Origin of the sequence: sulfur-oxidizing endosymbiont of Gigantopelta aegis (genome assembly GCF_016097415.1) — a bacterium.
Classification (GTDB): domain Bacteria; phylum Pseudomonadota; class Gammaproteobacteria; order GRL18; family GRL18; genus GRL18.
The window spans coordinates 1-22,500 of sequence record NZ_JAEHGE010000001.1; the positions used below are offsets into that span (position 1 = coordinate 1).

At 41.7% G+C, this 22,500-nt stretch carries 17 protein-coding genes, 2 tRNA genes and 2 rRNA genes; 7 read left to right on the forward strand and 14 right to left on the reverse strand.

The window, feature by feature from the left end; all coding sequences use genetic code 11:
• The 5 genes from JEU79_RS00005 to hslV all read right to left on the reverse strand — a co-directional run.
• A partial coding sequence (locus JEU79_RS00005) for an AAA family ATPase (protein WP_198262430.1) occupies window positions 1-1,671 on the reverse strand: 1,671 nt, incomplete at its 3' end.
• Entirely contained in the window at window positions 1,668-1,865 is a 198-nt protein-coding gene (locus tag JEU79_RS00010) for a nodulation protein E (RefSeq protein ID WP_198262431.1), read from the reverse strand. The genes JEU79_RS00005 and JEU79_RS00010, both read right to left, overlap by 4 nt.
• Window positions 1,866-2,232: 367 nt before the next feature.
• Window positions 2,233-2,610: a gamma-butyrobetaine hydroxylase family protein gene (locus tag JEU79_RS00015; RefSeq protein WP_198262432.1), complete on the reverse strand. Its 378-nt coding sequence runs from the start codon at window positions 2,608-2,610 to the stop codon at window positions 2,233-2,235.
• Between the two features lie 18 nt (window positions 2,611-2,628).
• Window positions 2,629-4,002 carry an ATP-dependent protease ATPase subunit HslU gene (hslU, locus tag JEU79_RS00020; protein ID WP_198262433.1) on the reverse strand — a complete coding sequence of 458 codons (1,374 nt, stop codon included), beginning with the start codon at window positions 4,000-4,002 and terminating at the stop codon, window positions 2,629-2,631.
• A 72-nt stretch (window positions 4,003-4,074) separates the two neighbouring features.
• Window positions 4,075-4,629, reverse strand: coding sequence for an ATP-dependent protease subunit HslV (hslV, locus tag JEU79_RS00025; protein ID WP_198262434.1), 555 nt, complete (start codon window positions 4,627-4,629; stop codon window positions 4,075-4,077).
• 167 nt (window positions 4,630-4,796) lie between these two features.
• On the opposite strand from hslV, the gene JEU79_RS00030 reads away from it, so the two are divergent.
• From JEU79_RS00030 to JEU79_RS00040, 3 genes are read left to right on the forward strand one after another with little or no spacing between them, the layout of a single operon-like run.
• Window positions 4,797-6,290, forward strand: a complete 1,494-nt coding sequence (locus JEU79_RS00030; protein ID WP_198262435.1) for an adenylate/guanylate cyclase domain-containing protein — start codon at window positions 4,797-4,799, stop codon at window positions 6,288-6,290.
• Complete coding sequence (locus tag JEU79_RS00035) at window positions 6,271-7,122, forward strand: hypothetical protein (protein ID WP_198262436.1); 852 nt, start codon at window positions 6,271-6,273, stop codon at window positions 7,120-7,122. Before JEU79_RS00030 ends, JEU79_RS00035 begins: the two co-directional genes overlap by 20 nt.
• Window positions 7,115-7,867 (forward strand): HDOD domain-containing protein, encoded by a 753-nt coding sequence (locus JEU79_RS00040; protein WP_198265778.1) that lies wholly within the window; start codon window positions 7,115-7,117, stop codon window positions 7,865-7,867. Before JEU79_RS00035 ends, JEU79_RS00040 begins: the two co-directional genes overlap by 8 nt.
• 7 nt (window positions 7,868-7,874) lie before the next feature.
• On the opposite strand, the gene can is transcribed toward JEU79_RS00040, so the two are convergent.
• A complete protein-coding gene (gene can, locus JEU79_RS00045) occupies window positions 7,875-8,477 on the reverse strand; it encodes a carbonate dehydratase (RefSeq protein WP_198262437.1) in 603 nt (200 codons plus the stop codon).
• Window positions 8,478-8,797: 320 nt separating this feature from the next.
• Here can and JEU79_RS00050 point away from each other — a divergent pair, with 320 nt between their 5' ends.
• From JEU79_RS00050 to JEU79_RS00065, 4 genes are all read left to right on the forward strand, one after another.
• Window positions 8,798-11,749, forward strand: a complete 2,952-nt coding sequence (locus JEU79_RS00050) for an ATP-binding protein (protein ID WP_198262438.1) — start codon at window positions 8,798-8,800, stop codon at window positions 11,747-11,749.
• 82 nt (window positions 11,750-11,831) lie between these two features.
• On the forward strand, window positions 11,832-13,325 hold the full coding sequence (istA, locus tag JEU79_RS00055; RefSeq protein ID WP_198262439.1) for an IS21 family transposase: 1,494 nt from the start codon (window positions 11,832-11,834) through the stop codon (window positions 13,323-13,325).
• Between the two features lies 1 nt (window position 13,326).
• Window positions 13,327-14,076 carry an IS21-like element helper ATPase IstB gene (istB, locus tag JEU79_RS00060; RefSeq protein WP_198265779.1) on the forward strand — a complete coding sequence of 250 codons (750 nt, stop codon included), beginning with the start codon at window positions 13,327-13,329 and terminating at the stop codon, window positions 14,074-14,076.
• 496 nt (window positions 14,077-14,572) lie between these two features.
• Entirely contained in the window at window positions 14,573-15,829 is a 1,257-nt protein-coding gene (locus JEU79_RS00065; protein ID WP_343074922.1) for a sigma-54-dependent transcriptional regulator, read from the forward strand.
• Between the two features lie 100 nt (window positions 15,830-15,929).
• On the opposite strand, the gene tnpC is transcribed toward JEU79_RS00065, so the two are convergent.
• The 8 genes from tnpC to JEU79_RS00105 all read right to left on the reverse strand — a co-directional run bounded on the left by tnpC (window position 15,930) and on the right by JEU79_RS00105 (window position 22,424).
• The gene (gene tnpC, locus JEU79_RS00070) at window positions 15,930-17,420 is read right to left on the reverse strand and encodes an IS66 family transposase (RefSeq protein WP_246539855.1); all 1,491 of its coding nucleotides are present in this window, start codon (window positions 17,418-17,420) and stop codon (window positions 15,930-15,932) included.
• A gap of 105 nt (window positions 17,421-17,525) precedes the next feature.
• The gene (locus JEU79_RS00075; RefSeq protein WP_198262440.1) at window positions 17,526-17,624 is read right to left on the reverse strand and encodes an IS66 family insertion sequence element accessory protein TnpB; all 99 of its coding nucleotides are present in this window, start codon (window positions 17,622-17,624) and stop codon (window positions 17,526-17,528) included.
• Window positions 17,624-17,890, reverse strand: a complete 267-nt coding sequence (gene tnpB / locus JEU79_RS00080; RefSeq protein WP_198262441.1) for an IS66 family insertion sequence element accessory protein TnpB — start codon at window positions 17,888-17,890, stop codon at window positions 17,624-17,626. Before tnpB ends, JEU79_RS00075 begins: the two co-directional genes overlap by 1 nt.
• The gene (gene tnpA, locus JEU79_RS00085; RefSeq protein ID WP_198262442.1) at window positions 17,887-18,216 is read right to left on the reverse strand and encodes an IS66 family insertion sequence element accessory protein TnpA; all 330 of its coding nucleotides are present in this window, start codon (window positions 18,214-18,216) and stop codon (window positions 17,887-17,889) included. The genes tnpB and tnpA overlap by 4 nt, the downstream gene beginning before the upstream one ends.
• 197 nt (window positions 18,217-18,413) lie before the next feature.
• A 5S ribosomal RNA gene (rrf, locus tag JEU79_RS00090) occupies window positions 18,414-18,528 on the reverse strand.
• Between the two features lie 219 nt (window positions 18,529-18,747).
• Window positions 18,748-21,634, reverse strand: a 23S ribosomal RNA gene (locus JEU79_RS00095).
• A 496-nt stretch (window positions 21,635-22,130) separates the two neighbouring features.
• Window positions 22,131-22,206 (reverse strand) — tRNA-Ala (locus tag JEU79_RS00100).
• A 141-nt stretch (window positions 22,207-22,347) separates the two neighbouring features.
• A tRNA-Ile gene (locus JEU79_RS00105) sits at window positions 22,348-22,424 on the reverse strand.
• Window positions 22,425-22,500 lie beyond the last annotated feature (76 nt).

Genomic DNA, 22,500 nt, shown 5'->3' on the forward strand with positions numbered 1-22,500 from the left:
AACTGCGAGTGAGCGTTCAGTGCGTTCTTCATCAAAGAAGGCAAAAGGCTCATCGAGGATCAAGAATTGCTGGCTATGGACTTTACGACTGACCATTTCCTGTGAGAGTGCCAAACGTACGGCCAGCATAATTTGCCGTTGTGTACCGCTGGAAATTTCATCCAATTCCATGAAATCATGCTTCTCATTGGAAAAGACGCGTACCGTTAAATCATCATCAATTTGCAGGTGTTCATAGCGATTTTCAGTGAATAAGGGCAGTGTTTTACCGACATGATCACGAATAATATGATTAAAACGCTTGGATAAATGGCGTGTTGCCCCATCTAATAATTGGATGGATAATTCGCGGATCTTATTACGCGCTTCTTTTTCATCAATCTGAGCATTAAAGTCATCTATTTTCTTCTGCAAAACTTCCACTTGAGCCACACGCTCACGCTCTAGCAACAGTTCTGCTGACAGCTTACTAATTTCACCGGCTTGGCTATCCTGTTGCTCATTCAAGCGAGTAATATCTTCTTCGGTGGCCTTTTTAAGCTGCTTTTCAATCATTTGAGAATTTGCAACGAGGTTAATCTGCTGTTGGCGATCATCATTGGCCGCTTCATTCAAGGCTTGCATTTTTTCGGCTAAGTCTTTGCCAGCCACACTGAGACGTTCAATATTGCCTCGATGGCTGATAATGGCTGCCCAGAAAGCTAAAAACAAGAATGTGGCTAGGCCGCCTGCATAAAGTAGATAAGGGTAATGCTCGCTGGCAAATTGGGGTAAATTGCTTTGTAACAAATCGGTGACTTGCGTATACAAAGTGCTATCAGTCATCTTCATCAGTATCCACCAAAGGCTGAAGGATGCTGTGGCAATGAGCAAAAAGATAAAACGCCAAAAGCCAGCACGATCTTTTTTACTCGTATAGGCACTGAGTTTAGGGCGGGTATTATTGTATTCTTCGATGGCGTTTTGATAATTAGCCAATGTTTCATCGGTTTTAGCTTTGGCTTCTAAGGCAGCATCATGTTGAGTGGTCAGATTGCCCAGATGTGCTTCATCTAATTCAACATGCTCAATATCCTCTTTAAGCGCTGATATTTGTTCATTCAGTGCTTCGCAGGCCTCAGAGTCATCTGCGATATCTTCTTGTATGCCTTCGTCACAATATTCCATAGTGGCAATGCCGGCCATGGTTTTAAGTGCATAACTATGTGGGTGCGGCGTAGTGATTTCTCGTTGCGCCAGATAAAACGACTCAATAAACTCTTCAAACTCAACCGAGGTTATTTCAAATAATGCTTCTTCAACTCGATCAATACCACGGGCAATGGGGTTTTCTTCATTATAGACTTTATAAAGTTTGGCCGAATGGTTGCCATCACAATCCAGCATACGGGTAATCGCATAGCGCTCTTCACTGGGGCTGTCTGCTTTATGATTGCTGAATTGAATGGTGACCGTACAGGCGCTTGCACCCCAGCGAATAATTTTATCCAGATGGCTATCATCAATGGAGAAGGTGCGTCCAAATAAGGCAAAACAAATGGTTTCACCAATGGTGCTTTTACCGGATTCATTAAAACCACTGATGGCAATAACGCCTTCTTCTGGTAAGTTATCAAAGTTCAATGCTTCATATTTAAGGACATTAGTGGCATTAATGCTGTGAATAATCATACCCAGCCCTCGTCTTCAAGAATTTGTAATTTGTTTAAGGTCAGTTCTTTGGCTTTTTCAAAGGCATTTTCATCAAAATCGACTCCAGAGTTCATTTGGCGCTCTTTTTCGGCCTGACAAAAGTTGGTGAACTCTTCAATGGTAGTTTGACGTTCCGTCATATTGAGAGGCTTGGTGATCCCAGCTTCGGACATGACTATCTCCTTAAAATTGTACAATTGATTAAATAAAATCCTTAGAGACATGCATGTTATCTAAGAATATATCACGGGTATAAGAGGCGAGGCTTCTATAAGTATTTCAAGATACACTATTATATGCTTCATTTACAAATAGTATTATAAAAAAGAGTGCTTTTGAGATCAAAAAATTACCCAAAAAACTTATAAACTTGAATTTGAGCCTGTAGGATGTGCTGAGGCACGAAGCGCATCATCAATAGTCATTTATTCCTATTATGTGTCCATTCGTAAATAGGCTTATTCACAATTTCAGCGTGGGCACAAAAAAACGTGCCCACCCTACGGCCTAACTCGACCGGATGCAATAAATGGATGGACTCTAGTTAAGCTTGCGCTCATGCCCTGCATTTTTTAGCTTCTGTAAATAATCCTGCCACATTTTTTCTTGATTTTTACCGTATTCATAAAATAAATCCCAGGAATAAATGCCGGTGTCATGGCCATCGGTAAACACGATAATGATGGCATAGTTACCTATCGGCTCAAGATTTTTTATATTGACGTTTTCTTTGCCAACTTGCAGTGTTTCTTCACCAGGCGCATGACCTCTTACTTCGGCAGAGGGTGAGTGGACACGTAAAAATTCACTGGAAAAATGAAAACGACTGCCATCATCAAAGGCAATTTCTAATTCATGAGATTTCTGGTGCAAATTAATCTCAGTAGGGGTAGGTGTAGGTGTTTTGTTTTCGGACATAATATTTACTCTATTCGGTTATAAAATATAGCGTGACAGATCTTCATCGACAGCCAGTTCGCCTAGTTGCTTATCAACGTATGCACCATCAATGCTCAGACTCTCGCCTGGTTTTTCTGAGGCATCATAAGAGACAGTCTCTAATAAGCGTTCCATAATGGTGTGTAAGCGTCTAGCACCAATGTTTTCGGTCGATTCATTGACCGTGAAAGCGACTTCTGCAATGCGCTCGATGGCACTGTCTTCAAAAGTCAGTGCTAGGTCTTCAGTTTTCATGAGGGCAATGTATTGCTCGGTGAGAGAGGCATCGGGTTCAACCAGAATACGGCTGAAATCATTGACATCCAAAGCGCTTAACTCGACTCGAATGGGCAAGCGGCCTTGTAGTTCCGGGATCAGATCCGAGGGCTTGGACAGATGAAAAGCACCGGAGCAGATAAATAAAATATGATCGGTTTTAATCATGCCATGTTTGGTGGAAACCGTGCTACCTTCCACTAAGGGCAGTAAATCACGTTGCACGCCTTCACGGGAAACTTCGGGTCCACGAGTCTCACTGCGTGTGGCAATTTTGTCAATTTCATCCAAAAAGACAATGCCATGTTGTTCAACATTGGTGACTGCCAATTGCTTGGTTTCTTCATCGTTGATTAACTTAGCGGCTTCTTCTTCGGTCAGCACTTTCATGGCATCTTTAACCAGCGACTTGCGTCGTTTGGTCTTGCCATTGCTACCTAAATTCTGGAACATGCCCTGTAGTTGATTGGTCATTTCTTCCATGCCAGGCGGAGCCATGATTTCCACACCGACACTGGGTGCGCTCACTTCAATTTCAATTTCTTTATCGTCCAACTTACCTTCACGCAACATTTTACGGAATTTTTGGCGGGTGGTGTTAGAGCTAGAGTCCGATTGCTTAGCGGATGAGGAATCATCTTGCCAATCATCACTGCTATTACTGCTATCACTGCCACGTGCGGGTGGCAATAAAATATCTAAAATTCGTTCCTCAGCAGCATCCATGGCACGGTTCTGGACTTTTTGCATCGCTTGTTCGCGAGTCATTTTAATCGATACATCTAATAGATCGCGGATGATAGACTCAACATCACGACCCACATAACCGACTTCGGTGAATTTAGTCGCTTCAATTTTAATGAATGGCGCATTTGCCAAACGGGCTAATCTACGGGCAATTTCTGTTTTACCCACACCTGTGGGGCCAATCATCAAGATATTCTTAGGTGTTATTTCACTGCATAGGGGCTCGTCCACCTGACTACGACGCCAGCGATTACGCAAGGCAATGGCCACAGCACGTTTAGCATCGGCTTGGCCGATGATGTGTTTATCCAATTCCTGAACAATTTCTCTGGGTGTCATGTGCGACATTGACTCTATAAACTCCTATTCTAAATCTATTGCGAAACTAAGCATGGGCTGTGACTGCTCTTTAGTGCCTGATTAAGTGTTGGGCTCTTCGATGTCCAGCACTTCAATGGTATGGTTGTAGTTGGTATAAATGCAGATATCACCTGCAATCGTGAGTCCTTTTTCAACAATTTCCTGAGCACTTAAATCAGTATTATCAATTAAGGCACGCGCTGCAGATTGTGCATAGGGGCCACCAGAGCCAATCGCCATAAGTCCTTCTTCCGGTTCGATGACATCACCATTACCGGTAATGATCAAAGAGGCTGTTTGATCAGCAACGGCTAGTAGGGCTTCTAATTTGCGCAAAGACTGCTCTGTACGCCAGTCTTTTGCTAGTTCAACTGCTGCGCGGACTAATTGGCCGCGATGTTTTTCTAGTTTGGCTTCAAAGCGTTCAAAGAGGGTAAAGGCATCGGCAGTACCGCCTGCAAAACCGGCAATCACTTTGCCGTGAAACAAACGACGAACCTTACGGGCATTGCCTTTCATTACGGTATTACCCAATGAAACCTGTCCGTCACCACCGATAACCACTTGGTTACCGCGACGTACCGAAAGAATTGTTGTGCCTCTATATTGTTCCAATGTCTTTATCCTGCATGATCTACGAATACTTTGAAATGAGGCTTATTTATACTAAAATCAAGGTGTAACACGGAAAATTATTACTCGATTGACGCTGTAGAGATAGTGTCATTTTCAAATCTTTGGGTTACCCCGGGGCTTTATCCGCTTATTGAGCAAAATATTCTATGCAAAAAGTTAGTTTTCCCTTTGCCCATAAACTTGCCCTCGCCATGGTATTGCTTATAGTCACAGGTATGTTATTACTGGGCGGTCTTATTATTCATGATCAAAATAAACTGCTGGAAAAGCAGATGCATGCCTATGCTAATATCTTGATTCATCAATTGTCTGCCTCGGTGACGGATGGTTTTTTGACCTCCAATGTGCTGGATATTGATGTGCTAGTGAAAAATATTGCTCAGTACAAAGAAATCCAAGGCATTGGTTTTTACACAGAAGAAAAAAAAGCCCATGGTCAGTCCGGTTTGATTCCTGCGAAACTGCAATTTCCTGATTCAAAATCTCATGTTGTAGTAATGCGCTGGTTGCCTGATGAGCCGTCTGCGAAATCTGATCGCGAGCGAGAGGCTAGGCCCACGTTTTGGCAAGACTTTATTGCTGAGCAGCAACCTTATTTAACCTATATCAGCACCGTAAGTTATCAAAATGTGACCATAGGCTATGTTTTATTGACCTTCGATCAAAGCTTATTAATTCAGGCGAGAAACAAAACACTGTATACCATTGCGATAACCACGATTATTTTAATTATATTCAGTATTATTTTAGCTTTTTATCTCGGCAAGCGGTTATCCTTGCCGATTAAAGCCCTTGTAGATGCCAGTGATGCAATTTCAAAGGGTGATTATAAAACCCGATTTGATGAGCGGCGTAATGATGAATTTGGTATTCTAATGCGCTCATTAAATATTATGGCTGCTGGCTTATTAAAAAAAGAGTCCGTTGAAAAAGCTTTTTCACGCTATCTTTCGCCCTCTGTTGCACAGGAAATTCTGGGCAATCTGGAAAGTGTTAATCTGGGTGGTCAACAGGTGGATGCTAGTGTCTTATTTGTTGATATTATTGGCTTCACGAAACTATCACAAACCATGCAACCAGAAAAAACCAATGAATTGCTCAATGATTATTTCGCCTATATTTCTCAGGCAGCAGGCATTTATGGCGGCCATGTTGATAAATACATGGGTGATTGTGTCATGTTGGTGTTTGGTGTGCCCAAAGAAGATGAGCATCATTCATTTCAGGCAATTGCTTGCGCCTTGCTGATTGAAAAAATCATTACTACCTTAAATAAGCAACGTAGTGCAAGCAAGAAAATTCCTGTGAACTTTCATATCGCTGCGAATAGCGGTTTAATGCTAGCGGGCAATATGGGTTCAAAGCAAAGAATGGAATACACTGTGATTGGTGATGCAGTCAATTTGGCGTCACGTCTTGCAGGCTGTGCAAAAAACAATGAAGTGATTATTTCAGAAACTATGTTAGAAAGGCCAGGCATAAAAAATGCTTTTAACGTAGACAAAAAGGGTGAGATAAAAATACGTGGCCATGATGAACCGGTGACCATTTACCGAGTTAAATCCTGTATTAATAAAGTGCAAATTAACCTCACAAGAAATATGGAAAAATTAATTAATCATGAACTCAGTGAAGCATAATATGCGTATATTTCAAACATTGATCTCACTCTTTGTTATTAGCTCTTTAAGTGCTTGTGGCACTGCTTTTGTCGCCTCAAAACAAGATGACATTTTAACTCAAATAGATGTTTGGTCCGCAGAAAATGAATATGGCAAGGCATTTTCGACCTTGAATTATGTTAAGAAAACTCATCCTCAGCATTCATTATTACAACAGAGAAAATCGAGTTTAATCATTCAGGCGGGTGAATATGAACAACAGATTGATATTCAGGTTAAAGCTTATATCCGCAACAAGCAATGGGCTAAGGCACTTGATCTCATTGATGAAGCTAAGCAAAAATATCCCTATAAGGATAAAAATGACAATAGATTGCTCGGCTATACAGAAAAATATTTTATTCAACAGCAAGAACAAGCCTTAGCGCTTATTGAAAAAAGAATTTTACTCGAAAAAGCACAATGGATGGTAGAAGCCATACCTCTTTATAAGGAAAAACAAAAGACTGACCCAAGAAATCAAGTATTTCAAGACGAACTTGCTGAGCTGATAAAAGAATCGGAACAGCTTGCACAGGGCTTAACATTATTAACATTACAAGCCATTGAAAGAAAATATTATAAAACAGCTAAACTGCGTATTAACCAGGCTATTAATTTAGCTCCCAATAAAAAACGCCAGAAGATTCAGGCACAATTAAAAAGTCGTTCACAAGCAACTTACAAAAAACAACAAAAAACGCACAAACGAAAACGAAAAATTAAACAAACAAGCATTCTCGATGATATAGAGAATAGTTATCTTATCATTAAAAAAAGTCATCGACTCCCCGGACTCATCCATGGCTGATGTCGCTGAAATCATATCCTATGATCCTGCACTCACGGCACGTTTACTCAAACTCGTCAACAGTCCTTTTTTTGGTCTAGTTGCAAAAGTTGACACCATCACTCGGGCCATTAATTTATTAGGCACGCAACAAGTGCATGATTTAGTTCTAGCCACTGCTGTGATCGATAGTTTTTCTGGTTTTGATAATGATTGTTTCAATATCTATGACTTCTGGTTCAATGGTGTTTATTGCGCAGTCACCGCAAGACTACTCGCCTATTATTGTCAGGATTTAGATACACAACGCTCTTTTGTCGGCGGCTTATTGCATAATCTTGGTCATTTAATTATGTATCAAAAAATACCTGAAGAGGCACTACGTGCTGCTGAACTTGCTACCGAGAAAAATATTAGCCTACCTATTAGCGAGCGAGAAATACTCAGTTTTGATTATGCTCAGTTGGGTGCGGAATTAATGCGTGAATGGAAACTCCCTGAAAGTTTACAAGAAATTACTGAGTTTCATATTGAGCCTGAAAAATCTGATCGTTTTAAGATAGAAACAGCCATCGTTCACATCGCCTCAGCAATAACGCAAAATGCCTTAGCGCAAATCCCTATTAGTGAAGAAACGCTGAAAGTAAAGCCTCTATGTTGGGAATTAACCGGCTTATCCAGCGATAAAATGGCTGATATAAAAACAGAAGTTGATCAACAAGCCGGTGCAGTCATGAGCATATTATTCAAACAGAAAAAATCGTAAGCAATTATTATTCTTTTCCTGAACTCACACAGGTGTCCAGATCTTTTAAAATGCCATTTTCAATACTATAAATCCAGCCATGTACGGATAATTCTTTACCTTCTTTCCAAGCTTTTTGCACGACTGTCGTATTACAAATATTATTGACCTGTTCTTTTACATTCAATTCACACAGTAAGTCTAATTTATCTGTTTCGTTCAGCCCGTCAAATTTATCCTCATTAAAGCGATAAACATCTTTAATATGACGTAACCAATTATCAATTAAGCCATGCTCCTGATCATCCATCGCAGCTTTAATGCCACCACAACCATAATGCCCACAAACAATAATATGTTTTACTTCTAAAGCATCGACTGCATACTGAATAACCGATAAACAGTTTAAATCAGTATGTACCACAACATTGGCAATATTGCGATGCACAAACACTTCGCCGGGTTGCAGATTAGTAATTTGATTGGCTGGCACCCTACTATCAGAACAACCGATCCATAAATATTCTGGGGCTTGTAGTTTTGATAAGCGGGTAAAAAATTCAGGATCCTGTTGTTTTTTTTCATTTGCCCAGTTCTGATTTGCAACGAATAAGTGTTTTAATTTTTTCAAATTAGCCTCATTATTTTTATTAGCCAGACAATAGAATTATCTTAGAATTTCATTATATCATTATTCATCACAAGGACAAACAATGTTACATTTCGTAACATATCAGCTATACTTAGTGCTATGAAACAACCTACACACAAAATATTTACTGATCGGGTCATCTTATTATTTATAGCCGGTCTATTCTTACTTTGCTCCCCGGCACGGCTATTTTGGGCCTCACCACAATTAGCCTGGTACACTCCTTATATAATCTGGTTTTTTATTATCGCACTGACCTATTTTTTATACCGCTGGCTTAATCGTCAGGAATCCTAGCTATGGACTTTGAATTATGGCAATTATTTGTTACCGGTGTAGGCTATCTGGCTTTATTATTTGTTATCGCTTGGGTAGTCGATAACAAACCAGGTTTCAGTCGTCTCGCCCATAATCCACTGACCTACTCTTTATCCCTGGGTGTTTATGCGACTTCTTGGAGTTTTTATGGCAGTGTGGGCTTTGCTGAACGTCAGGGCTATAGCTTTTTAACCATTTACCTTGGTGTAACCCTCGCTTACTTACTCTCTCCTATACTTTTTTCACCCATTTTAAAGTTATCTAAAGAACGCCAATTAACTTCCCTGGCCGATTTATTTGCATTTCGCTATCAAAGCCAATTGGTAGGCATTGTCGTGACTCTTTTTATGCTAATGGGAACATTGCCCTATATCGCCCTACAAATTAATGCCGTCACCCAGTCTATGCAAGTATTAACCCATGAAGCAACACCGATGATGATTGCCCTAGGCTTTTGCGTCACATTGATTTTATTTGCCATCCTTTTTGGTGCCCGTCATAGTTCTGCACGTGAAAAACATGAAGGCTTGGTGGTTGCTATTGCCTTTGAATCAATAGTCAAATTGTTTGCCTTATTAAGCGTTGGCATATTTGCATTATTTGGTGTTTTTGATGGTTTTTCCGGCCTACAACAATGGCTCATTGAAAATCCACATAAACAAGAAGAACTCATGCGGCCTATTTTAGATGGCTCATGGAATAGCCTTATTTTTATTTCCTTCACTGCTGCTCTATTTCTGCCACGCCAATTTCATATGGGCATCACAGAAAATTTTGATAGTAAATCCATTCAAACGGCAAGCTGGGCTTTCCCTTTATTATTGCTACTCATAAATCTCCCTATTCCCATTATTCTTTGGGCTGGGCAATATATGCAAACCAATACCACAGCTGATTTCTATGTGCTAGGTATCACCCTGCACAGTGAACACAATTTATTACCACTGATTACTTTTATCGGCGGTTTATCCGCTGCCAGTGCCATGATGATCGTAACTACATTGGCATTGGCTGCAATGGTCATGAACCATTTCGTCCTACCCTTAACTTTTCTGCATACGATTTCTGATGAAACTAATATTTATAAACGTTTATTACAAGGCAGACGCATTATCATTGCCATTATTATTATGGCGGGCTTTACTTTTAATTTACTTTTATCAGGTCATCAAGGTCTGGCACAATTAGGACTGATTTCATTTGTTGCCGTAGCACAGTTTTTACCTGGCACGATTGGCCTATTATTTTGGCATGGTGCTAATCGCAAGGGACTTCTTGCCGGTTTGTTTACCGGTACCGTAATCTGGGCTTATACACTTATTTTGCCCCTATTATTTGAACAAGAATTATTTGGACAAGGCTTATTTGGAAAATATTTCATGCCGCTAAACAATATTATTCTAAGTGATGACAAATGGGGTGCAATCACTTTTTGGTCTCTATCAGCCAATTTTATTTTATTTATTGTCGTATCATTATTGACCAAGGCCAGCCAGGCAGAAATGGAAAATGCTATTAATTGCTGCTCCACATCACTCACACCACCCAAAGGTTCAATGGTGCTACGCTCTGTGGCTCAAATTAAAACTCAATTAGGTGAGATGCTCGGTAACAAAATGTCTGCTCATGAAGTGGAACGTGCGCTCAATGATTTACAAATGAATCAACACGATACTCACCCACTGCGTTTAAGACAATTAAGAGAAAAAATTGAACGTAATTTATCAGGACTAATCGGTCCATTACTTGCTAAAGTCGTTATCAATGAACAATTGACACTTGATCATGATACCCGTGATATATTTGCCAAAAGTTTCCGCTTTATGGAGAATAAATTAGAAGATTCAAAAACCCGTCTTGAAGGCGTTGCTGGAGAACTGGATGATATGCGTCGTTACCACCGTCAGGTCTTGCAGGATTTACCTTTGGGTGTATGTTCCATCGGCCTCAATGGTGAAGTACTCAATTGGAACAAAGCCATTGAAACATTATCAGGCATTTCTGCCAAACAAATCCTTGGTGAAAAAATACAAAGTCTTCCTTCGCCATTGGGTGAGTTATTCTATGGCTTTGTCCATGGTGATGAACAGCAATTACGCAAAATTCAAGTAAAACTCGATCACAGCATACGTATTTTTAACTTACATAAATCCTCTCTAATCACTGCTTCTGCTCATTCACTACACCTAAACAATGAACAACATACTACAAATACAGAATCTAATGGCATCGTCTTATTGGTTGAAGATTTAAGCGATCTTCAAGAACTAGAAAACAGACTAGCCCATAGTGAACGTTTAGCTTCGATAGGCCGATTAGCGGCTGGTGTCGCTCATGAAATTGGTAATCCTGTCACTGGTATTGCATCTGTCACTCAAAATTTATTAGCAGAAGATGATAGCGACTATTTACAAACACATTTAGCCCATCATCTTGAAGACATACTCAATCAAACCCGACGCATTACAACGATTATTCAGTCTCTTTCCAGCTTTTCACGCAGTGGTAACTATTTAGCCCCACCGAAAAAACCTGTGCCCGTTAAAAAATGCTTTGATGATGCCATTCACCTTGTCACTTTAAGTCATAAAGCCAAACATCAGGCCTTTGATAACCAATGTAGCTCTCGGCACATTGTCAGTGGTGATCAACAACAACTAGTGCAAGTTTTTATCAATCTTTTAAACAATGCTTGTGATGCCTCAGAAAATAATGACACAATTATTATACGTTCATCCGAAGAAATTAATCAGAATTATCATGATGGAGAAACGATTCTAATCAAAGTCATCGATCAGGGTAAAGGTATTTCTGAAAAAAATAAAAAGCGTTTGTTCGAACCTTTTTTTACCACTAAAAATGCCGGAGATGGTATGGGACTCGGATTATCCATTGTTTACAATATCGTTCACGATCATGGTGGTGACTATTAGGCGACAATTAACTTGTCCGGTCGGCGACAACTAGCTTGGCCGGTTTGATACACTCCAGACACATTAATCGAGAAGGATTTTTATGTCTGGAAAATCAATTACCCAAGAACAGGTCAAGTTATACATGTCACATCGAAAACAACCGAATCACACTCAAGCTTCATCAGCAGCCAAAGCAGGATTTTCAGAAAGATCAGCGCGACGTATTGATACAGGTAAGCACCCCGGCGGCACCACACAGCCCAGACAGTACAAAACTCGAAAAGATCCCTTAAATGGTGCTTTTGAACAACATTTAGTGCCCTTACTTGAGATTGAGCCCAAACTACAGCCCATTACCTTATTAGAAGCACTGGAAGAGCTAGAACCCGGTCAATTTGACAACACTCACCTAAGAACACTGCAACGCCGAGTCAAACGCTGGCGTGCTCAGGAAGGACCGGAGCAAGAAGTTATTTTTCAACAAAAACACATTGCCGGTGATATGGGTATTTCAGATTACACCTGGGCTAATGAGCTTAAAATCACGATTGACGGAGAAGAGTTTAAACACAAACTTTATCACTACCGATTGGTTTATAGTGGCTGGACTTATGTTCAAGTTGTCTTAGGTGGAGAGAGCTTTGAATCTCTTTCTTCAGGCTTACAAAATGCGCTATGGCAATCAGGCGGTGTCCCTGTAAGCCACCGAACCGATAGCCTAAGTGCTGCATTTAACAATCATTATGAACAAGAAAAGCTGACCGAGCGTTATGAAAAATTATGTCAATACTATGGTATAAAAGCCACTCGAAACAATAAAGGCATTGCCCATGAAAATGGAGCCATTGAATCCCCTAATGGTCATTTAAAACGCCGAATCGAACAAAAGCTACTCCTTCGTGGCAGTCGAGATTTTACCGCCTTATTGGATTATGAAGCCTTTATTGATGACATCGTTCGCCAAATAAACATACGCTGTAAAACACGATTTAATGAAGAAAAAGCACACTTAAAACCGCTTCCCAGCCGCCGCACCAATGGCTTTAGTGAGCTCTATGTTAAAGTCACCACAAGGAGTACCATTTCAGTTAAACGAGTCACTTATACCGTACCCTCCCGATTGATTGGTACCACGTTATTGATCCATATTTATGATCAACATTTAGATTGTTTCTATGGTCATGAATTGACCTTAAGTTTAAAGCGTATTTATGCACACCGCCATATCCGTTCGCGTTCAATCAATTATAAACATATCATTCACTCGTTAGCCAAAAAGCCCAATGCCTTTAAATCATCGGCTTACCGAGATGATATTGTCCCAGAAGGTGATTTCACCCTGATTTGGGAAAATCTCAAACAAACGGGCATTCATGATGATGATTGCCGTTATATGGCGAGCTTGCTGTCCATTGCCGATGCCTATGATTGTGAAGCAGCGCTGGGTCGTTTTGTCTTAGCCTCGTTAGAAGCCGGCAGTCGAGTTTCCATCAAAGCGTGCCGTGACTTTTTTGCGCCCATGTCGGTTGATAGACCTCAGTACACCAGTCAGCAACATGACTTATCGACCTACAATGTATTACTGGGGAATTAATATGGCCAATGCACAAAGTTTACCGTTTTTACTCAAAGAATTACGTTTAACGACCATGGTCAAACAATGGCAGCAGGTTTCACAAAAAGCCATTGAATTAGATTGGGAGCCTGAATTATTTTTAGCCCATTTATGTGAATTAGAAACCAGTTACCGGCATGACAATAAATTAAAGCGCTTATTAAGAGAAAGCAAACTACCCATTGGTAAACAGTTATCACAGTATGACTTTAATGAAATAACCGGTGTGACAGCCCAACAGCTCAAACAAAAAATCACTCAGTTAAACTGGCTCAGGCAAGGACATAATCTGCTTTTATTTGGTGCCAGTGGTCTGGGGAAAACGCATTTAGCCGCCGCTATTGGTTACGCACTCATCGAGCAATCAGTGCGGGTTAAATTCATGAGCAGCACTTCATTGGTGCAAATGCTTCAAAAGGCAAAAGAAGCGTTATCTCTGGAATTTGAACTGAAAAAGCTGGATAAATATGAGTTACTTATTCTTGATGATATTGGCTATGTCAAAAAAACCAATAGTGAAAGCCAGGTACTATTTGAATTAATTGCGCACCGATATGAACGCAATAGCTTGCTCATTACCTCAAACCAGGCTTTCAGTGAATGGGATAGTATCTTCACTGACAATATGATGACAGTGGCTGCCATTGACCGACTCATTCATCATGCGTCTATTTATCAAATTGAAGGCGACAGTTATCGTAGAAAACAAGCGATGAAAGGCTTAGATTAATGGCTAACTCATTGATAGCTGAACATTTTAAAAGCAAGATAAAAAGCATAGAGCGGGCGAAAAGCCAAAAAGCTCAAAGTGGCCTCGTGCAAGAGCAAAACCCGCACATCGGTCGCTTTTCGCCCTAGAGCCAGATCAAGAGCAGCGACTAAAGAAAAATCAAGTTAAAAAGAAGAGCAGACAATTAAAGGAGAATAATCGATTGTAAAAAACTCACTATGAATAAAATAATAAATTAGAAACCGGCCAAGCTAATTGTCGCCAACCGGACAAGGTAGTTGACGCCAGATAGGTGACATTAAAGTTGAAGATAATATAGAAAATGGCATAAAACAAGGCTGCATATTTTTTATTAGTCTGCCCAAATGCACCTAATAAATCCTGCCTTATTCATTTAATTTAAATAGAAGCTATTCATGAATACAATATTAGTCGTCGATGATGAAAAAATTATCAGAGACTCAATAAAAAGATTATTAGAAAAAATAATTTTCAAGTGAACACTGCTGAAAGTGTTGAAGATGCAATTATATTAATAAAAGATAAGGCATTTGATCTGATACTATCAGATTTACGCTTACCCGGTGAACCGGGTACTTCACTTATTAAACAATTCACCAATATTCCAATAATAATAATGACGAGCTATGCGAGTGTCAGTTCTGCAGTTGATGCAATGAAAATAGGCGCTATAGATTATATATCCAAACCATTTGATCATTCAGAATTACTGCTTATGATCAAAAGAATTCTCCATGAACGTCACCTCAGTTTAGAAAACTCTGCTCTAAAAAAAGAAATCGCAAAAACTCATACCGTGTCAGGTATGATTGGTGATTGCCCAGCAATGCAAAAGATAAATCAACAAATACATAAAGTGGCACCAATGGACACCTCGATACTCATTTTAGGTGAAACTGGGACAGGAAAAGAGCTTGTTGCAAGAGCTATTCATCAATATAGCCTACGAGAAGCTTCAGCACTCATTAGTATCAATTGTGCCGCCATAGCTAATAATTTAATAGAGTCTGAATTATTTGGTTATAGTAAGGGCGCGTTCACTGGTGCTCATCAAGATCATCCCGGCCTTATTGAAGCGGCTAATGGTGGAACACTTTTTCTTGATGAAATTGGTGAACTATCACTTGATGTACAAGCACGCCTATTACGTGTTTTGCAAGAAAGCGAAGTTCGCCGTGTAGGCTCAACTCAGACCCGTCATGTCGATATACGGCTTATTGCAGCAACTCATAGAAATTTACCCCAAATGGTTGAAGATAAACTATTTCGCTCTGATTTATTCTTTCGCCTTAATGTGTTTGATATCAAGCTACCACCTCTAAAAGACCGTGGCAGTGACATAAACAAATTAGCTAATCACATATTATTTGAAACCGCCAACAAACAAGCGCGTACGAAGGTCAAATTTTCATCTCAAGTTTTAGAAAGTTTTCAACAATACAATTGGCCAGGCAATATACGTGAGATGCAAAATATTATTGAACGCGCTTTAATTCTTAGCGATGGTAATGAACTTACACTTGAACATATTGCATTATTTGAAAAAAAGCCTATTCAAAATACCAAGGCACATATAAATAATTCTACTCCTAGTTTATCTCTTGACGAATACTTGGTTCATTTTTTAAATGAAAACACTCGACAAACAGAAACAGAATTAGCAAAAAAATTAGGTATTAGTAGAAAAACATTATGGGAAAAACGCAATCGATTAAATATACCTAAAAAGTAAAATAGTATTTAATTTAACCTAAAATAATCAGTTGAACCTACTGCGACCGCCTTATGCACTGATTATTTTAGGATCAACCCTGCTTTTCTTTTGTAAGCGCTTAACGAACAGCGTTCTTTACCTTTTCCAATTCTGATTTTTTAAAATTCCAGGGAAGCAATGCTTCCAGCTTTTCAACCGTATCCGCATAAGGTAATTGGGTTAATACATAGACCATATACGCATATGGCTCAATATCATTGGCCTTAGCGGTTTCAATAAAACTATAATGAACTGCACTGGCATGTGCACCCTTTGGCGTATCTGAAAATAACCAGGCCTTTCTACCCACGCAGAATGGACGGATAGCATTTTCTGCCAGCACATTACTGATATTCAACCGACCATCTTCACAATAAACAGTCAGCTTAGGCCATTGATTATCAATATAGGTGAGTGCTTTTCCTGTCAAGCTGTCGTTCGGCACTTTGCCCAGGGTGTTATCGACCCATGTTCTTATTTTCTCAAGAAGCGGCAGGCTCTGTTTCTGACGAACCTTAAATTTTTCATTAACACTGGCTTCTTTTATCTCACGCTCAATTAAATACAGCTTATTGATATGGGCCAGTGCCACATCGGCTTTTGTAGGCTTTTGATTGCTCTTTTTCTTTGGTTGTGCCGTCTGAGAATCTTTGAATTTACGGCGAGTGTGATCCCAGCAGCCGACCGATGTGGCATTATTTTGTGCACACACGGCATTGTAACCGGCATAGCCATCGGTTTGCAGATAGCCGCTAAAGCCATCAAGCAGGCGCAGTGGTACTTCCTTCTTACGAGAAGGATCGTATTCAAACAGCACACTGGGTTGTCCAGGTGGCCCGCCACGACTGACCCACATGTATTTGTTCGAATGAGCACTGAGTCCCGGCTCTTTTAATACTTTGAGCACCGTTTCATCCATTTGGATGATGTCACCCGACAGTTGATGTTCTCGCATGAGGTTGATGAGCGGCTGGAACTGATGAGCCAGTTTAATAGCCCAATTGGCCATGGTGGCTCGGGTTATATCGCCGCCATAGCGTGATAATATGCCTTCCATTCGATACAGAGGCAAACCATCGGCATATTTTGAGATAATGATGTGTGCCATCAGGTGAATACTGCCCATTGATTTAGGTAATGGATGTTTTGGCATGACCGCAGCTTTCATTGAACGACTGTCTGTGTCATTGGTGCCTGCAAAGACGGCTTTTTCCTGGAAGTATTCCAGTATTTGGACTTTAGCTGGAATGATATCCAGCTCTTCTCTGACTTTAGTGTAAAAAACCTCAATGGCACCGGCTTTTTCTTCATCTGTCAGATCGATGAAGACAGGGACTCTTGGAATAGTCTTTGAGAAAGGCTTCCTGCCTGTTTTTTTTTTCTTCTTAGGCGAAGTGGTTTTAGGTTCAGGGAGCCCCTCATCGTCAGCCGCCTGCTCAGCTTCATCAAATAAGCGTTCCTGACCATCACTTTTTTCACTGCTGGGTGCAAAGCGTTTACTACGAGCCAGACGAAGGGCTTCTTCCAGTATTTTTATACGGTGGTTTTTCTGTTCAATGACACTCAACAATTCATTCTTGTCCGCGTGTGAAAAAGCGGAAAATATAGAGTCGTTTTTGTGGATTCAGCCTTGTTTTGCATGGCTTTATTATAACAAAAAATAGACTAAAAGTACTTAAAATACAGACTCATAATGCAATTTCTTATGCGGTTTCATGACACTGATATCATAGCCGTCTAATAGCCAGTTGATTTGTTGTCCGGTGATATTCATCAGGTCATCTTCACCCTTTGGCCATTGAACTTTTCTTCTGAGAGACTTTTGTAATAGAGTACAAAACCGGTATTATCCCAGAAGAGGCATTTAATTTTATTACGCTGACGATTGGTAAAGGCATACAGATGGCCTGCAAAAGGATTATGACCTAATTCACATTCAACAATGGCACTGAGGCCAATAAAACTTTTACGAAAATCAACAGGCTTCAGATAGAGATACACCTGTGGCAGGCTGAGTGATGGAAGTATGGCTGACTTCATTGGAACAATCCTGCTAATTGTTTTACCAGCTGTACATTATCGGCAGTCACCCCTTCAATGCGTAGCTGATTGGGTAATTCTACAATTAATGCTGAGGTGCGGGCTGAATAGTGTGTCGGGGAAGATAGTTGAATAAAACCATTCCCCTTTGTCATCGCACTGGTTTGCGTTGTTGCACCCAGCAACTTACGCTTGTAATAGCCAAAACGTTTGATGGGTAGCCCATGTTCCTGACAATAGGATGCCTGGCTGATACTGTTTTCATTCCATTGATTAACGTGGTCTTGCCAAAATTGTTTTGAGTTGGCTTGGGTTTCTGGTTTCATTGATGTGCCTCATAATTAATCGATGGATTGATTATGAGGCAGGGGAGATATTTTTTGAATAACGCTAGATGGTTAAGCGCTTACTTTCTTTTAGTCTTTTTCTTGCATCTTTTCTTTCGCACAAAAAAAAGCCCCTGAGTCGTGAGACTCAGGGGCTTCTTCTTAGCTTGGCACTTTTCAGTGCAAGCCGTATTAAACCCTGGCAGTGACCTACTTTCGCATGGGAACTCCCAAACTATCATCGGCGATGACACGTTTCACTTCCGAGTTCGGGATGGGATCGGGTGGTTCCATGTCTCTATGGCCGCCAGGAAAGGCGGTGGAGTAAGAGGCTAGCTTGCGCTTCGCCCCTCGCTCGAATATTGGAAGTAAACTTCTCAGGCGGTTATCAAACCGCCCAACGCTGGTCGTTATCGTTACCCTTGGTACTCGGTAACAACCGTATCTTTGGGTATACGCTAAAGCCTTAATTCATTCTGTAGAATGTAATTCTCTCAAACAATCTCTTATTCGAAAGTACTTTTGCGATATATAGTCAAGACTCACGGGCAATTAGTATTGGTTAGCTTCATGCATTACTGCACTTCAACACCCAACCTATCAACGTCGTAGTCTTCAACGACCCTTTAGGACACTTAAAGTGTCAGGGAGAACTCATCTTGAGGCCTGCTTCACGCTTAGATGCTTTCAGCGTTTATCAGTTCCGAACGTAGCTACCCGGCAATGCCACTGGCGTGACAACCGGAACACCAGAGGTTCGTCCACTCCGGTCCTCTCGTACTAGGAGCAGCTCCTCTCAATTCTCCAACGCCCACGGCAGATAGGGACCGAACTGTCTCACGACGTTCTAAACCCAGCTCGCGTACCACTTTAAATGGCGAACAGCCATACCCTTGGGACCGGCTACAGCCCCAGGATGTGATGAGCCGACATCGAGGTGCCAAACACCGCCGTCGATATGAACTCTTGGGCGGTATCAGCCTGTTATCCCCGGCGTACCTTTTATCCGTTGAGCGATGGCCCTTCCATACAGAACCACCGGATCACTAAAGCCTACTTTCGTACCTGCTCGACATGTCTGTCTCGCAGTCAAGCACCCTTATGCTTTTGCACAAACCTCCTGATTTCCGACCAGGATTAGGGTACCTTCGCGCTCCTCCGTTACTCTTTGGGAGGAGACCGCCCCAGTCAAACTACCCACCATACACTGTCCCCAACCCCGATAAGGGGTCTAGGTTAGAACCTCAAACATACCAGGCTGGTATTTCAAGTGTGGCTCCACCACAACTAGCGTCATGGTTTCAAAGCCTCCCAGCTATCCTACACAAGTAGGTTCAAAGTTCAGTGCAAAGCTGTAGTAAAGGTGCACGGGGTCTTTCCGTCTAGCCGCGGGTATACTGCATCTTCACAGCAAGTTCAATTTCACTGAGTCTCGGGTTGAGACAGTGTGGCCATCGTTACGCCATTCGTGCAGGTCGGAACTTACCCGACAAGGAATTTCGCTACCTTAGGACCGTTATAGTTACGGCCGCCGTTTACCGGGGCTTCGATCAAGAGCTTCGCCGAAGCTAACCCCATCAATTAACCTTCCGGCACCGGGCAGGCGTCACACCCTATACTTCCACTTTCGTGTTCGCAGAGTGCTATGTTTTTAATAAACAGTCGCAGCCACCAGTTCACTGCAACCCTCCTCAGCTTACGCAGTAAATGCTTCACCATGGAGGGCACACCTTCTTCCGAAGTTACGGTGCTAATTTGCCTAGTTCCTTAACCCGAGTTCTCTCAAGCGCCTTAGAATTCTCATCCCACCCACCTGTGTCGGTTTGGGGTACGGTTCCTTATAACCTAAGCTTAGAGGATTTTCCTGGAAGCAGAGCATCTACCACTTCAACACCTTGGTGTCTCGTCATCACGTCTCGGCATAAAGCCACCCGGATTTTCCTAAGTGACATGCCTACCGGCTTAAACCTGGATAACCATCACCAGGCTGGTATAGCTTTCTCCGTCTCCCCATCGCAGTTATAAAAAGTACTGGAATATTAACCAGTTTCCCATCGACTACGCATCTCTGCCTCGCCTTAGGGGCCGACTCACCCTGCTCCGATTAACGTAGAGCAGGAAACCTTGGGTTTTCGGCGAGGGGTCTTTCACCCCCTTTATCGTTACTTATGTCAGCATTCGCACTTCTGATACCTCCAGCATTCCTTACAGAACACCTTCATCAGCCTACAGAACGCTCCTCTACCATGCACACTATAAATAGCGGCATCCGCAGCTTCGGTATATTGCTTAGCCCCGGTAAATCTTCCGCGCAGGCCGACTCGACTAGTGAGCTATTACGCTTTCTTTAAAGGGTGGCTGCTTCTAAGCCAACCTCCTAGCTGTCTGGGCCTTCCCACATCGTTTCCCACTGAGCAATAATTTTGGGACCTTAGCTGGCGGTCTGGGTTGTTTCCCTCTCCACGACGGACGTTAGCACCCGCCGTGTGTCTCCCGTAATTGTACTTCCAGGTATTCGGAGTTTGCATCGGGTTGATAAGTCGGTATGACCCTCTAGCCGAAACAGTGCTCTACCCCTGGAGTAAGATACGAGGCGCTACCTAAATAGCTTTCGAGGAGAACCAGCTATCTCCGAGCTTGATTAGCCTTTCACTCCTAACCACAAGTCATCCCCTCATTTTTCAACATAAGTGGGTTCGGTCCTCCAGTGCCTGTTACGGCACCTTCAACCTGCTCATGGCTAGATCGCTCGGTTTCGGGTCTAATACCAGCAACTTGCGCCCTATTAAGACTCGGTTTCCCTACGGCTCCCCTATTCGGTTAACCTTGCTACTGAAATTAAGTCGCTGACCCATTATACAAAAGGTACGCAGTCACAGAACAAAGTCTGCTCCCACTGCTTGTACGCACACGGTTTCAGGTCTATTTCACTCCCTCTCCGGGGTTCTTTTCGCCTTTCCCTCACGGTACTGGTACACTATCGGTCGATAAGGAGTATTTAGCCTTGGAGGATGGTCCCCCATATTCAGACAGGATATCACGTGTCCCGCCCTACTCAGATTCATCTAATATGTGCTTTCGTGTACGAGGCTATCACTCTCTTTGGCTGACCTTCCCAAGTCATTCCACTAACACTTATTAAACTTTTTGGGCTGTTCCGCGTTCGCTCGCCGCTACTGACGGAATCTCTATTGATTTCTTTTCCTAAGGGTACTTAGATGTTTCAGTTCCCCTCGTTTGCCTCAATATCCTATGTATTCAGATATTGATAACCAGCTTACACTGGCTGGGTTCCCCATTCGGAAATCTCTGACTATAACGGATGTTTATCACCTTGTCAGAGCTTATCGCAGATTACCACGTCCTTCATCGCCTCTTATCGCCTAGGCATCCACCGTATGCGCTTAATCTCTTGACTATATATCACAAAGTACTCTCGGCCTTTTGTTTTGCTGCGACTCGCGTCGTTGCGTCGAAAATACCTGTCTCTCACTATTGCTAGTTAAGACTATGGATACATAAAGATCGCTTTTCGTAACTTTCTTCTAAGAATTCAACCACCAACTTGCGTCGGTGGCCTCGTTTTTAAGAACTACTTTTTCTACTATTGAACTTTAGCCAGTTGTTTCTTCTGTCCTCTTGCGAGCACTGTCAATACAACCAGCCATTGCTTGTAGACGCATACCCTCGGTAATTGTTTGTACTTGCTTGTTGGATAAAAAAACAGGCAAGCACAATGTATCACCTAAGATACATTTGCGTTGGTTTACTTCACTGATTTTTAAAGAGCACGATGACTTGTTGCCAAGTCTTCGTTCTAATCCATAAAAAATGGATTAACTATAAATACTGAATCTTACAATGTGTCAGTAACTATACTTAATCCGCCTTTGGATTTTGCTGAGTGTTAGTATTGGTGGAGCTAAGGAGGATCGAACTCCTGACCTCCTGCGTGCAAGGCAGGCGCTCTCCCAGCTGAGCTATAGCCCCAATAGACTAAGGCATTCCGACACCCCCGCAGTCACCTTAGTGGCTGCTTTAGAATCTCGGAATTTTATTCAGTTTGGATTGTTAGCCTTGTGTAGTGTGCATCGCACATGAGCAAGGCTAACAATTCAAAATGGATAAAATTGGTGGGTCTAGCTGGAGTTGAACCAGCGACCTCACCCTTATCAGGGGTGCGCTCTAACCAACTGAGCTATAGACCCGAATAAGTTAGATTCTGTCGCTTTGCGATTTTCATCGCATACTAACTCTCTTTATCGAATATCAAACAATTTGTGT

Excerpts from the sequence above, each read along its gene's own strand:
- JEU79_RS00010 (WP_198262431.1), bottom strand. The coding sequence starts at position 1,865 with ATGTCCGAAGCTGGGATCACCAAGCCTCTCAATATGACGGAACGTCAA.
- JEU79_RS00015 (WP_198262432.1), bottom strand. The coding sequence starts at position 2,610 with ATGTCCGAAAACAAAACACCTACACCTACCCCTACTGAGATTAATTTG.
- hslU (WP_198262433.1), bottom strand. The coding sequence starts at position 4,002 with ATGTCGCACATGACACCCAGAGAAATTGTTCAGGAATTGGATAAACAC.
- JEU79_RS00030 (WP_198262435.1), top strand. The coding sequence starts at position 4,797 with ATGCAAAAAGTTAGTTTTCCCTTTGCCCATAAACTTGCCCTCGCCATG.
- JEU79_RS00035 (WP_198262436.1), top strand. The coding sequence starts at position 6,271 with ATGAACTCAGTGAAGCATAATATGCGTATATTTCAAACATTGATCTCA.
- JEU79_RS00040 (WP_198265778.1), top strand. The coding sequence starts at position 7,115 with ATGGCTGATGTCGCTGAAATCATATCCTATGATCCTGCACTCACGGCA.
- JEU79_RS00050 (WP_198262438.1), top strand. The coding sequence starts at position 8,798 with ATGGACTTTGAATTATGGCAATTATTTGTTACCGGTGTAGGCTATCTG.
- istA (WP_198262439.1), top strand. The coding sequence starts at position 11,832 with ATGTCTGGAAAATCAATTACCCAAGAACAGGTCAAGTTATACATGTCA.
- istB (WP_198265779.1), top strand. The coding sequence starts at position 13,327 with ATGGCCAATGCACAAAGTTTACCGTTTTTACTCAAAGAATTACGTTTA.
- JEU79_RS00075 (WP_198262440.1), bottom strand. The coding sequence starts at position 17,624 with ATGAATATCACCGGACAACAAATCAACTGGCTATTAGACGGCTATGAT.
- tnpB (WP_198262441.1), bottom strand. The coding sequence starts at position 17,890 with ATGAAGTCAGCCATACTTCCATCACTCAGCCTGCCACAGGTGTATCTC.
- tnpA (WP_198262442.1), bottom strand. The coding sequence starts at position 18,216 with ATGAAACCAGAAACCCAAGCCAACTCAAAACAATTTTGGCAAGACCAC.